This window comes from Mesorhizobium yinganensis, from assembly GCF_040081985.1.
In the GTDB taxonomy this organism is placed as follows: Bacteria; Pseudomonadota; Alphaproteobacteria; order Rhizobiales; family Rhizobiaceae; genus Kumtagia; species Kumtagia yinganensis.
Genome location: NZ_JBEBMH010000001.1, coordinates 291,357 through 303,807 on the forward strand (window position 1 = coordinate 291,357; position 12,451 = coordinate 303,807).

Annotated in this window: 8 protein-coding genes; 5 read left to right on the top strand and 3 right to left on the bottom strand. The window is 61.4% G+C overall.

The window, feature by feature from the left end:
* The first annotated feature begins 49 nt into the window (after positions 1-49).
* The gene (locus tag ABMA59_RS01440; RefSeq protein ID WP_349003511.1) at positions 50-1,648 is read left to right on the top strand and encodes an arylsulfatase; all 1,599 of its coding nucleotides are present in this window, start codon (positions 50-52) and stop codon (positions 1,646-1,648) included.
* A 34-nt stretch (positions 1,649-1,682) separates the two neighbouring features.
* Positions 1,683-2,687: an HAD family hydrolase gene (locus tag ABMA59_RS01445; protein WP_425475854.1), complete on the top strand. Its 1,005-nt coding sequence runs from the start codon at positions 1,683-1,685 to the stop codon at positions 2,685-2,687.
* 84 nt (positions 2,688-2,771) lie between these two features.
* On the opposite strand, the gene ABMA59_RS01450 is transcribed toward ABMA59_RS01445, so the two are convergent.
* Positions 2,772-3,677 carry a hypothetical protein gene (locus tag ABMA59_RS01450; protein WP_349003512.1) on the bottom strand — a complete coding sequence of 302 codons (906 nt, stop codon included), beginning with the start codon at positions 3,675-3,677 and terminating at the stop codon, positions 2,772-2,774.
* A 235-nt stretch (positions 3,678-3,912) separates the two neighbouring features.
* On the opposite strand from ABMA59_RS01450, the gene ABMA59_RS01455 reads away from it, so the two are divergent.
* The gene (locus ABMA59_RS01455; protein WP_349003513.1) at positions 3,913-4,056 is read left to right on the top strand and encodes a hypothetical protein; all 144 of its coding nucleotides are present in this window, start codon (positions 3,913-3,915) and stop codon (positions 4,054-4,056) included.
* 760 nt (positions 4,057-4,816) lie between these two features.
* Positions 4,817-6,439 carry a hypothetical protein gene (locus tag ABMA59_RS01460; protein WP_349003514.1) on the top strand — a complete coding sequence of 541 codons (1,623 nt, stop codon included), beginning with the start codon at positions 4,817-4,819 and terminating at the stop codon, positions 6,437-6,439.
* A 228-nt stretch (positions 6,440-6,667) separates the two neighbouring features.
* On the opposite strand, the gene rpoD is transcribed toward ABMA59_RS01460, so the two are convergent.
* Together rpoD and dnaG are read right to left on the bottom strand one after the other, a co-directional pair.
* Positions 6,668-8,701 (bottom strand): RNA polymerase sigma factor RpoD, encoded by a 2,034-nt coding sequence (gene rpoD / locus ABMA59_RS01465; protein ID WP_349003515.1) that lies wholly within the window; start codon positions 8,699-8,701, stop codon positions 6,668-6,670.
* 311 nt (positions 8,702-9,012) lie between these two features.
* Positions 9,013-10,950, bottom strand: a complete 1,938-nt coding sequence (gene dnaG / locus ABMA59_RS01470) for a DNA primase (protein ID WP_349003516.1) — start codon at positions 10,948-10,950, stop codon at positions 9,013-9,015.
* A 278-nt stretch (positions 10,951-11,228) separates the two neighbouring features.
* On the opposite strand from dnaG, the gene ABMA59_RS01475 reads away from it, so the two are divergent.
* Positions 11,229-12,413 (top strand): MFS transporter, encoded by a 1,185-nt coding sequence (locus ABMA59_RS01475; RefSeq protein ID WP_349003517.1) that lies wholly within the window; start codon positions 11,229-11,231, stop codon positions 12,411-12,413.
* The last annotated feature ends 38 nt before the right edge of the window (positions 12,414-12,451 follow it).

Below are 12,451 nucleotides of genomic sequence, written 5' to 3' on the forward strand. Positions count from 1 at the left end.
TCCCAGTGACTTCGCATTCCGCGGGCAATCGACACGGGAGGGACCGATCATGAAAAAACTGCTAGCGACCGGCGTGGCCGCCGCATTGGCAATGGTCGGCCTCGCAGCCGCGGTTCCCTCCGCAGGTGCGCAGGAGCAGGCCAAGCCGAACATCCTCGTGATCATGGGCGATGACATCGGCTACTGGAACATCAGCGCCTACAATCGGGGCATGATGGGATACCGTACGCCCAACATCGATCGCCTCGCCAAAGAGGGCGCGATTTTCACCGACTACTATGGCCAGCAATCCTGCACAGCGGGCCGGGCGGCCTTCATCACCGGGCAGAGCCCGATGCGGACCGGGCTGCTGAAGGTGGGTTTGCCGGCGGCCAAGGAAGGGCTGTCGGACAAAGATCCTACGATCGCCGAATTGCTGAAGCCGCAGGGTTATGTGACCGGCCAGTTCGGCAAGAACCATCTCGGCGACCGCAATGAATTCCTGCCGACCGTGCACGGCTTCGACGAATTCTTCGGCAACCTCTATCATCTCAACGCCGAGGATGAGCCGGAACATCCCGATTATCCGAAGGATCCGGCCTTCCGCGCCCAATTCGGGCCGCGCGGCGTGATGAAATGCGTGGCGACCGCCACCGACACCCCCGGCGACGATCCGCGCTTCGGTCCCTGGGGCAAGCAGAAATGCGAAGACACCGGTCCGCTGACCAAGAAGCGCATGGAGATGATCGACGGGGAGTTCCTCGCGGCTTCAAAAGACTTCATCGATCGCGCCAACCGGGACAAGAAGCCGTTCTTCGTCTGGTTCAATCCGAGCCGGATGCATATCTGGACCCGCCTCAAGCCGGAATCGCAGGGCAAGACCGGGCTTGGCATCTATCCGGACGGCATGGTCGAGCATGACGGGCAGGTCGGCGAGATTCTCAACAAGCTCGACGAACTCGGCATCACCAACAATACGATCGTCATCTACACGACGGACAACGGGGCCGAGACGTTTTCCTGGCCGGACGGCGGCACAACCCCGTTCCGCGGCGAGAAGAACACCAACTGGGAAGGCGGCTACCGCGTGCCCGCAATGGTGCGCTGGCCCGGCCTGGTGCCGCCGGACGTCGAAATCAACGACATCTTTTCCGCGGAGGACTGGGCGACGACGCTTGTGGCAGCGGCCGGCGAGCCGGACATCAAGACCAAGCTTCTCACGGGTTACGAGGCCGCGGGCAAGAATTTCCGAGTCCATCTCGACGGTTATGACCAGCGCGATCTTCTCTCCGGCAAGGGTTCCGACAAGCGGAAGGAGTTCTTCTACTGGACCGACGACGGCAATCTTGCCGGCCTGCGCTACCAGCAATGGAAGGCCGTTTTCATGGAACAGCAGGCGCACGGCTTCGACGTCTGGGCGCAGCCGATGGTCCAGCTTCGCCTGCCTATGCTGTTCAATCTCCGCTCCGACCCGTTCGAGCGGGCTCAACACGAAGCGGGCGACTATGTGCGTTGGTTTGTCGAGCACGCTTTCGTCCTCGTCCCGGCGCAGGCGATCGTCGGACAGCATCTGATGAGCTTCCAGCAGTTCCCGCCGCGGCAGGCGCCGGGCTCCTTCTCGGTCGAGCAGGCGATGGAAAAGCTCAGGAACCCGCCGTCGAGCAACTAGCCGGATTGGAACGCAACCAGCGTTGAGGTGGATCATGTTCGATCGTTTGAAATCCTTGGCCGGATTGGCAGTTGTCGTCTGTACGATGGCCTTTCTGGCACCGTCGCTTGCGGCTGCCCAATCCGATCCGCTGCCTTCCTGGAACGACACCGCGCCGAAAGCGGCGATCGTCGCGTTCGTGAAAAAGGTGACCACGGACGGCACGCCCGACTTCGTGCCTGAGCCGGAACGCGTCGCCGTGTTCGACAATGATGGCACGCTTTGGACCGAGCATCCGATGTATGTCCAGCTTGCCTTCGCACTTGACCGGGTCAAGGCCGAGGCGCCGAACCATCCGGAGTGGAAGACCACGCAGCCGTTCAAGGCGGTGCTGGAAGGCGACATGAAGGCCCTTGCCGCGTCCGGCGAAAAGGGCCTGGTTGAGTTGATCATGGCTACCCATGCCGGGATGAGCGTCGACGAGTTCCAGAAGACCGTCACGGATTGGATCACGGCGGCGCGCGATCCCCGTTTCAAGAAGCTCTATACCGAACTCGTCTATCAGCCGATGCTCGAACTGCTTTCCTATCTGCGCGCCAACGGCTTCAAGACGTTCATCGTATCGGGTGGCGGTATCGAGATGATGCGGCCCTGGACAGAGCGGGTATACGGGGTCCCGCCCGAGCAGGTCGTTGGATCGTCGATCAAGACGCAGTTCGAAATGAAGGACGGGGCGCCGATGCTCTTTCGCCTGCCGCAGGTCAACTTCATCGACGACAAGGCCGGCAAGCCCGTCGGCATCAACGAGCATATCGGCCGCAGGCCGATCGCCGCCTTCGGCAATTCCGACGGGGACCTCGAGATGCTGCAATGGACGACATTGGCGCCAGGCGCCCGCTTCGGGCTGATCGTCCACCATACCGATGCCGAACGCGAATACGCCTACGACCGCGACACCGAATTCGGGCGCCTCGACAAGGCGCTCGATGCCGCCGCCGTCAATCATTGGACCGTCGTCGACATGAAGAACGACTGGAAGCGGATATTTCCGTGGAACTAAGGTTCCTGCCCCCTCATGGCGAGTACGAACCTGCCGCGGCTTGAACCGCGCTGGGCCGAGTGCGGATGGCCGAGAAGTGGCAACTCATGGAGCGACGATGTTGGCGGCGACCCAATAGCCGTAATCGCCTTTCGCGAGCGGCTTGCCGTTCTGGACACCCTGATCGGCGATCACCATGCCGGTGATCGAGGTGCCCGATCTGACGTAGTGAAGGAAGATGAAGGAATGGCCTTTGCCTTCCGGCGCTATTCCGTCGCGCACGCGTGGGTAGTCGGCGGCGTCGACCCAGCCCTGCACCACCGCGCCCGGTTTCAGCTTACCGGCCCAGATGTCGGTTGCTTCGACCAGCGTTCCCCATCCCTTGTAGGCTAGCGCGCCGGCAGCGCCCTTTCCGCGGTATTTCTCCGGCAGGTCGAGCCAGGCCTTGCCCGCAGCGATATAAGACGACCAGAGTATGACGAACGAATCGGTGAGCGACTTCTTGTCGTCCCAGTCCACCTTCGGGAAGGTCGGCCCGCCGGTCTGCCGCGACGCTTCCTCGACCCGCGCATAGCAGGTCCGGTGGCATTTCCCGCCCGGCTCCCTTTTGGCCTTGCTCGCCTGGTTGTAGTTCTCGACGATCCGCTGGCCGATGCGGTTGGCGTAGTCCTTGGCCGAGTCGCCGAAGGTCGGGATGAACACCACGCCCCGGTTCGTCTTGGCATCATAGACGACACCCTCGAAGGTGTAGCTTCCACGCCCCGGGCTCGGCGCCGTGCAGCCGATATAGTTGGAGAGATACCAGTTGATCTCCTTCGGCGTTCCGGTGCGGAAATTGTAGGTGAGCAGGTCGCTCGCCTCCAGCGAATGATCGCTGGCGATGCCTGCGAGGTTCTCCTTGCCGCCCTTGGTCAGCGGGTAGGGTTTGGGATAGCGGTAGAGCGTGTCGTTGGACGCCAGCGGCGGCCATGGCGCGTGGGGTTTAGGCTCGGTTTCGATGTCCTGGGTCATCTGGGCGCTCCATGGGCGCGGCGCAGACACGCAATGTTGAAAGCTCCTCGGAATCCCGGCGCTTCCGGTTCGAGCAGCCTTCACCGGCATCCTTATAGGTCATGAGGCAGCAATTGAACACTACTTGATCTTCAACACTGCACCACGTTGTGAGGGAACGTGCACATCGAGGCCGGTAACGTCGGGTTGTACGTCGTGGATGCAGCGAAACTGCGCGTGCCCGCACGGGAGTCCCATGGCATTCGGCGACCCGGCAGGCAGCGGTCCAAACGGCGGCGAGTGCCACGCCGCCCCTGTCGCGGTCTCCGACGCGCGCATGGACGCCATGCGCGCGTCGGAGGTGCAGATAAGCAATCCAGTTTGCGACTTGATGGAATGACTGGAACCATTCCGCGCCGCACGTGACTTGCGTCGCCGATCGAGCAGCTCGCCTCGGAAGTGCTCATCCGTCGCCTTGCGCTCCACAGAAGCCCGGTGCCGAGCCGCAGCGCCGCTAGTCGAGGCACGAGTTCCAAGCTCGCAACCGTGAACGCAGACGTCATGTGGAGACGTGATCTATCCCCGGGCAGACTGCTTATGATTATCTCGGGATGGTGTAAGATAGCCAATGCATCTGTGGACAGATTGCGAGAATAGTTTAAGATCGCCTTCTTGCGAAAACGAGCGGCAAACACATGGCTGTCTTCCTTTTTTTCTCAGCGATGGCGTGGCTTACAATTGCATCTTTGTATTTAATTGGTCGAAAGGAGTACATATCAAAAACTGGACAGGTATATAAGCGATACTCTATATCACGAGTAGGCAGAGTCGTTGTTATAGGACCTATCGCTAGATTTCTTCCGGTAATTTTATTTGTTTTCCTTGTTATTATGTTGGCTTTGGTTTTTGTTATGCAGGTCCGCTACGATGGCGGATTTCTATATGATCTGTATGATCTGGCAACCGGTAGGCAGTTTTCACAGGCTATACTTGGGATTATATTTGGCGTTCTCCTGGCCGCGTGGATGTTGCGACTGTACCGATCACCGGCCGGGGCGACACTTCCGACGACCGCAAAAGTGGAAGGCGTCGCTCTGTTTCTCCTATTCATTATCGGAACTACGTCCATCTCCATTGAGGATCTAGTCCGAGGGGTCTCCGTGGATACCGGGGGGCTGCGCTTTCAGTTGGCGTCAGGTGCGAAGCTCGAGAATTCCGCAGGTGGAGAAAAGCAGAACACGCCGGGAATATTGAACTTCAAATCCTCCGACAGCGATCCTGCCGCCAAAAAGGTCGAAATCACGTCGCAAATGGGCATGGCGACCCTCGTATATTTATCGGAGTTCATGAAAAGGGATGCTGAAAACATAGCAGCCGCCTTCAAGTCATCCACCGCTGGATGGAAGGCTGATTTTCCCGAGACTGATTTCAAGGCATCCGCCGCCAGCCTTGTAAACGATGTCCAGCAGGCAATCAAATCAAGTGCCTCCGCCTATGACAGGAACCTCGGGACACTCGCTGCCTGCCTTCAATCGACCGTATCGGTTTCCGGCGACGAAACCTATGTTCGCGGACTTCTTCGCAGAGTGAAACCGCTGCTTCAGGAACTTCACCAAATTTCCTTGAAGAAGCGAACAGTCCGCGATTCAGCAACCGAGGCCGCATATCTACAAGTACGGGACGACATCCAGAAGGAGGTCGATGGCCTACGCAAGGACGTTGCTCTTCATGTCGCGCGTCTTCAGCCCGGACTGATGGCGCTACGATCGGCCGCAGCCGGCGTCGGTCGTGTCGATCCTCGCATGCTCAATTGTTCCGCTCCACCGGAGGACAAGGGCGCGGAGCCTGTTTTCGCCCAGGATCTTGAGCAACGCCCCTATATCGCAATGCTCTACGCGGCGCTGCTTCAAATCGACGACCAGGAACTGGCTGCGATCGATGTGCTTGACGATTGGCTTCGGGTCAACGACGCACGATTGAGAAGCGATAGTGCCGGTGCGTCAGGTCTGGGGACTTTTCGCAATCGCGCCGAAGCTGAAATCGTCGAACCATGGTATAGGATTCGCGTCTATGCGACGGAATACTGGCTGTTCGAGACGCTGTTCCGGCGTGAGCCGAACCAGCCGTCGATCATAAGGGATGCGTACATTAAACTCATTGAAAGATATATAGAGATTCTCGAGTCGACGGACACGGTCAGAGAAAAATACGCAAGAATATTTGATTCGTCGTCTTACAATCTCGTCGAGGATTCGTTTCAAAATGACAAACAACCGTCCACGCATTGTCCATCGGACATCACGGACAATGACGTGCGAATTTCCACGGCTCTTTTGAATGCCAAGGTAATGTTCGTAAGGAACGTCATACGAGACGGTCGCTTCATAGAGAACTATCTGCCTCGAGCTAAGGAATACGCAGAGGAGGCCGTTAACGCCGACCCGGTCTGTCTCAACAAGGCAGTTTCGGGTGCCGAAGGTGTCGCCACCATTCGAGCCGACAATCTACAGGTGTACGCGGAATTCCGGATGGCCTTGGCTGCCGCCAGAAGGCCCGTCGTTCAACGCTATAAGGAGCTTTCCGAGGCAGACATAAGCATGGCGCAAAATGCGCTCATCCTGGCACGTTCGATTGTCGACCGATACGGCAATCCTGACGTTGCGTCAGACACGTCCATCAAGCGAGTATCTCAGTCGCAGGCTTCCAACCGCTCACGTCAAATCTGGGACGAACTGACATCCCTCATCCGGTCGAATCAAATCTACCTGGATCAGCTTCAATAGGCGTGCACACCGCCGCGGCCCTGCACGCGGCGACTCGTCTCAAGGCAGCACAAGTGAGGGAGCCGCATAGGCTATACCGGCTCCAACGACAATCGCCACCACCAACGCCAGCTTGAACTTAAAGTTTGCCATCGGACGCATCCTGACCAGCGTTCATAGCCTTAAAGTATATCAGCCGAAGCTGAACATCAAGTGAACAAGCGAAGGCCGGCCAGTCGCCATTGCCCATCAGCTATCCAGGAAGCTCCTCAGCTTCCTTGACCGGCTCGGATGCTTCAGCTTCCTGAGCGCCTTCGCCTCGATCTGCCGGATGCGTTCGCGCGTCACCGAGAACTGCTGGCCGACTTCCTCCAGCGTGTGGTCGGTGTTCATGCCGATGCCGAAACGCATGCGCAGCACGCGCTCTTCGCGCGGCGTCAGCGAGGCCAGCACGCGCGTCGTCGTCTCGCGCAAATTTGCCTGGATGGCCGCGTCGATCGGCAGGATCGCGCCCTTGTCCTCGATGAAATCGCCGAGGTGCGAATCCTCCTCGTCGCCGACCGGCGTTTCGAGACTGATCGGCTCCTTGGCGATCTTCAAGACCTTGCGCACCTTCTCCAGCGGCATGGCCAGCTTCTCGGCCAGTTCCTCCGGCGTCGGCTCGCGGCCGATCTCGTGCAGCATCTGGCGCGAGGTGCGCACGATCTTGTTGATCGTCTCGATCATGTGCACCGGGATTCGGATGGTGCGGGCCTGGTCGGCGATCGAGCGGGTGATCGCCTGCCTGATCCACCAGGTGGCGTAGGTCGAGAACTTGTAGCCGCGGCGATACTCGAACTTGTCCACCGCCTTCATCAGGCCGATATTGCCTTCCTGAATCAGATCAAGGAATTGCAGGCCGCGGTTCGTGTATTTCTTCGCGATGGAAATCACCAGGCGAAGGTTGGCCTCGACCATCTCCTTCTTGGCGATTGCAGCCTCGCGCTCGCCCTTCTGCACCTGGTTGACGATCTTGCGGAATTCCAGGATCGAGATCGCGGTCTCGGTGGCGAGGCTCTGGATCTCGGAACGCAGCAGTCCGACGGAATCGGCCTCGTTCCTCGAAAACTCCTTCCAGCCGCGCGTCGTCAGCGTGGAGACGCGCACTAGCCAGTTGGTGTCGAGTTCGTTGCCCTGGTATTCGCGCAAAAACTCCTCGCGGCGCACGCCGTAGCTTTCGGCGAGCCGCAGCAGCTTGCCCTCGTTCTGCACCAGCCGCTTGTTGATGTCGTAGAGTTGCTCGACCAGCGCCTCGATGCGCGCATTGTTGAGCGACAGCGACTTGACCGCCTTGATGAGCTGGTCCTTCAGCTCCTTCAGGCGCTTGTCCTGCACCGGCGACAGCATCTCGGCGGAGGCCAGCCGGCTTTCCACCTGCTGGTCCTGCAGCTTGCGCAGCTTGCCGTAGGTATCGGCGATGACGTCCAGCGTCTCCATCACCTGCGGGCGAAGCTCGGCTTCCATCGCGGCCAGCGACAGCGAGGCCTCGTCGTCGTCCTCGTCCTCTTCCTCCATGCGCGTTTCGCCGCCGACATTGGTGATGTCGTCGTCCTCGCGCGCGGCGCGGCGGGGAGGATTGCGGTCTTCCGGCGTCTTCGGCCGCTCCAGCTCTTCCTGGCGCTCCAGCGTCGGCGCCTGCTTGGCCTCCGGGCCGGCATAGGTCGCCTCGAGATCGATGATCTCGCGCAGCAGGATCTTTGCCTCGTTGAGCTCGTCGCGCCAGATGATGATGGCCTGGAAGGTCAGCGGGCTTTCGCAAAGCCCGGCGATCATGGTTTCGCGGCCGGCCTCGATGCGCTTGGCGATGGCGATCTCGCCCTCGCGCGACAGCAGCTCCACCGAGCCCATTTCGCGCAGATACATGCGCACCGGGTCGTCGGTGCGGTCGGTCGGTTCCTTCTTGGCGGTCGTGGTGGCGACAGCCGTGCCGGTCTGCTCGGCCAGTTCGTTGGCGTCGTCCTCGGCGTCGGCATTGGCGTCGGCGGCCTCGGCCTCCTCACCGGTCTCGTCGTCCTCGACGACGTTGATGCCCATGTCGGAGAGCATCGCATTGATGTCCTCGATGCGATCCGGATCGGTCTCCTCGGAGGGAAGCACCGCATTCAATTCGTCGAGCGTGACATAGCCGCGTTTCTTCGCGGCCTTGATCATCTTCTTGACAGCGTCGTCGGAAAGGTCGAGCAGGGGACCGTCGGTCGTGCCCTCGCGTTCGGTCTCGACTTCTTCCTTTTCCTTTGTCGCCATTCCTTGCCTACTCCAAAAGGGCGCTGTAGCGCGGGGCTCCGATTGCTTCGGGCGGTCTCGCCCTTCAAAATCATCGCACCGCTAGTCTCGGCCGCAGCCAGTCCTGTCCAGGTTTCGGTCAACCAGACTATCTGGAGCGACATTGTGTCCCGTCCAGTGCCCGGTCCAATCGTTTCCGCGATTGCTGAGGTTCATCCCATGGATCAACGTCTCGAATCGTCCTGATTCCGCCAAAAAGGCGGAAGGTCAAGCGCCTCTCGCATGATTCGCCTTAAAAAAGCGAATCAATTGAGACTTTTCGCACGCAATCCTCACGTCCTGTCGGCGCGGCCCGACGGGATGCCAAAGCCCTCGATCAAGGCTTCCGTCGCCTGCAAGTCACGGAATTGCGCCTGAATTTCGATGAGGTGCCGATAATTCTCGTCCGTCGGTTCGGTCGCGAGAGCCGTCTCGGCCAGCTTCAGCTCCTTATGTAATGTGCGCGCGCTGCGCTGCAAGTGCAGCGCCTGCGCAAAGGCTTCGCGCGCATCCTCGAGGGCCGCCTCCTCCAGCGCCGGCCATTGCCGCGCCCGCCGCACGAGCAGAACGGCGCGCTCCCAGGTCTCGCCCAATCCGGCGGCGGCGATGGCCGCGCGCAGGCTGTCGCGGTCGTTCGCTTGGCCGTGCGCCACCGCGTCGATGATCGCGAAATGCAGGTGCCTCAGCTCCGCGTTGGTCAGATCGAGCGTTTCGATACGGTCGAAATTCTCGTCGATCAACTGCGGATGGTTAACCAGCGCCACCAGCAGCGCCGTCTCGCGGAGCGGCATGATGCCGGCGGCGCGCTTGACCATCGCCGAGCGTGCCAGGCTTTCCGAAACAGCAAGCCGGCCCGCCGCCTGTCCCGGCCGTGTCCCACCGCCGCGCGCCAAAAACGAACCGCGATCGTTCTGCTGGCCGGGACGCGGGTTCTGTCTGCCGCGCGGCGCGCCGAAAAACGCCTGCACACGCTCGCGCATATCTTGTTGATAGTGGAAGCGGACGCTCTCGTCCTTAATCTTGCCGGTCAGTTCGCGCAGCGTCTTTTCGAGCTCGGCGCGGCGCTCCGGCGTGTCAAACACGCCGCCCGCCGTCTCGCGCATCCATAGAAGGTCCGAGAGCGGGCTGGCGTCGGCCAGAATTGGGCGGAACGCCTCCGCGCCTTCCTCGCGTACCAGATCGTCCGGGTCCTTGCCTTCGGGCAGCAGCGCGAAGCGCGCGGTGCGGCCCGGCTCCACGGAAGGCAGAATCATGTCGGCCGCCCGCCACGCCGCCCGCAAACCCGCCTGGTCGCCGTCGAAGCACAGCACCGGTTCCGGGGCCATCTTCCACAGCAGTTCCATCTGGTTTTCGGTGAGCGCGGTTCCGAGCGGCGCCACCGCGTTCCCGAAGCCGGCCTGGGCCAGCCCGATCACGTCCATATAACCTTCGACGGCGATCACCGTGCCGTCCTTGTCCATCGCCTGCCGGGCGCGGGCGAAATTATAGAGCATATCGCCCTTGTGGAAGAGTTCGGTGTCGGGCGAGTTCATGTATTTGGCCGCCACTTCCGGCGACATGGCGCGCCCGCCGAAGGCGATGACGCGGCCCCGGCGGTCCTCGATCGGGAACATGATGCGGTCGCGGAACCAGTCGTAGGAGACGGGGATGTCGTCGCCGTGGCGCACCAGCCCGCAGGCCTCGATCTGGTCTTTCGCCACGCCCTTGCCCGCCAGAAATTCCTTCAGCGCGTTGCGGCTGTCCGGCGCGAACCCCAGCCGGAATTTCTGCTGCGTGGCCGGCGTAAGCCCCCGGTCGCGCAGGTAGGCGCGGGCTTTTGCGCCGGCCGCCGACTGCAACTGCTGCTGGAAGAAGTTGGTTGCCAGTTCCATCACGTCGTGAAGGCTGGCGCGCTCGCGCTCCCTGGCCTCCGCCTGCTCGTCGCGCGCTGGCATGGGCACGCCGGCCATGTCGGCGATGCGCTCGACCGCCTCCGGGAAGCCAAGCCCGTCAAGCTCGGTCAGGAAACGGAAATGGTCGCCCGACACGCCGCAGCCGAAGCAGTGATAGCGGCCCTTCTTGTCCTCGCAGTGGAAGGAAGGCGACTTTTCGCCATGGAAGGGGCAGCAAGCCCAATAGTCGCCGCGCGCCACATTGGTCTTTCTTCGGTCCCACGACACGCGCGAACCGATGACCGAGGAAATCGGCACGCGGTCACGGATCTCGTCGAGGAAGGAAGGTGGAAAACGCATTGAGCTCGCTGGCGGTTGACCCGTCTATATAGGCGCGGAGAGTGCGTGGCGCGAATGCTGGAAGGCGCGTGTGCCCGCGATTCACAGGTTGTTCTGAAGATCGCGCGAGCGCGGTTCGACGGCCAACATCACTTTCGATCAATAGTCTGTATCCCGATGGCCTTGGCGATGAGGCCTGCTTGATAAGAAAATCTAAACCCTTGTCGCCAAATTCTGGATTGCCTGCCGCCGCGCGCCGTGATTGCTCGCCTGTGCCTTCAAGATTCCCAAAGTCCGTCATGCCGCTTCCGCTGATTGCCCTGTTCATCGCCGCCTTCGCCTTCGGCACCACCGAATTCGTCATCGCCGGCGTGCTGCCGCAGGTGGCGGCGGGGCTCGACGTCTCGGTGCCGACAGCGGGTTACCTTGTTTCCGGGTATGCGCTGGGCATTGCCATCGGCGGGCCGCTGATGACGGTCGCAACCGCAAGAATCGCGCGAAAGTCGCTGCTAATATGGTTGGCGGTCATCTTCATCGCCGGGCAACTGGCTTGCGCGATGGCGCTGGGTTTCGCCTCCATGCTTCTGATCCGCGTGCTGGTCGCGGTCGCCCACGGCGTATATTTCGGCGTCGCCATGGTGGTGGCGACGGGCCTGGTGCGTGAGGACCAGCGCGGCATGGCGGTGGCGCTGGTGCTGGCCGGCCTCACCGTGTCGAACATCGTCGGGGTACCGGCCGGCAGCGCCATCGGCAATGTCTTCGGCTGGCGCGCCACCTTCTGGGCGATGTTCCTGCTCGGCATCGTGTCGCTGGCGGCGATGGTGGCGCTGTTGCCGCGCACCGCGGGTGCGTTGGCGCGGCCTGCCGGGCTGATGAAGGAGGTGAGGGTGCTCGGTCGCCAGCAGGTCTGGACCTCGCTGATCATCATGCTGATGCTGATGATGTGCCAGTTCGTGCCCTTCACCTATATCGCCCCGACGCTGCGGGAGGTCACCGGCCTCGACCCCGCCTATATCCCGCTGGTGCTGCTGCTCAACGGCGTCGGCGCCACGGCGGGCGTGTTCATCGGCGGCAGGCTGGCGGACTGGAAACTGATGCCGTCGATCATCGTGCTCATGCTCGTCCAGGCCTGCATTCTGGTGGCGATGTATTCCTTCAGCGCCTATCCGCTGCCGATGGTCGTCATCGTCACCATCTGGGGCGCCGTCAATTTTGCCATCGGCACGCCGATTCAGACCCGCATCCTCGCCTGGACGGCGGACGCGCCCAACCTTGCCTCGTCGCTGATCCCGGCGGGCTTCAATGTGGGCATCGCCCTGGCCGCCTTCATCGGGGCCATGATGCTGACCGGCGGTTTCGGCTACCGCGCCCTGCCGGTGCTCGGCATCTTTACCATGCTGGTCGGCGCGTTCGTTGCGCTTTGCTCCTACCTTGCCGAACAGCGCAAAGGCATGAAGCCGCCGATCGTCGCAGCCGCGATCTGAGCGTGGATCGTTTTGGGTCGGACGCGAAGAAGTCGGCC

What these genes read in the sequence shown, in the direction of transcription:
- ABMA59_RS01440 (WP_349003511.1), top strand. Translation starts at nt 50, where the DNA reads ATGAAAAAACTGCTAGCGACCGGCGTGGCCGCCGCATTGGCAATGGTC.
- ABMA59_RS01445 (WP_425475854.1), top strand. Translation starts at nt 1,683, where the DNA reads ATGTTCGATCGTTTGAAATCCTTGGCCGGATTGGCAGTTGTCGTCTGT.
- ABMA59_RS01450 (WP_349003512.1), bottom strand. Translation starts at nt 3,677, where the DNA reads ATGACCCAGGACATCGAAACCGAGCCTAAACCCCACGCGCCATGGCCG.
- ABMA59_RS01455 (WP_349003513.1), top strand. Translation starts at nt 3,913, where the DNA reads ATGGCATTCGGCGACCCGGCAGGCAGCGGTCCAAACGGCGGCGAGTGC.
- rpoD (WP_349003515.1), bottom strand. Translation starts at nt 8,701, where the DNA reads ATGGCGACAAAGGAAAAGGAAGAAGTCGAGACCGAACGCGAGGGCACG.
- dnaG (WP_349003516.1), bottom strand. Translation starts at nt 10,950, where the DNA reads ATGCGTTTTCCACCTTCCTTCCTCGACGAGATCCGTGACCGCGTGCCG.
- ABMA59_RS01475 (WP_349003517.1), top strand. Translation starts at nt 11,229, where the DNA reads ATGCCGCTTCCGCTGATTGCCCTGTTCATCGCCGCCTTCGCCTTCGGC.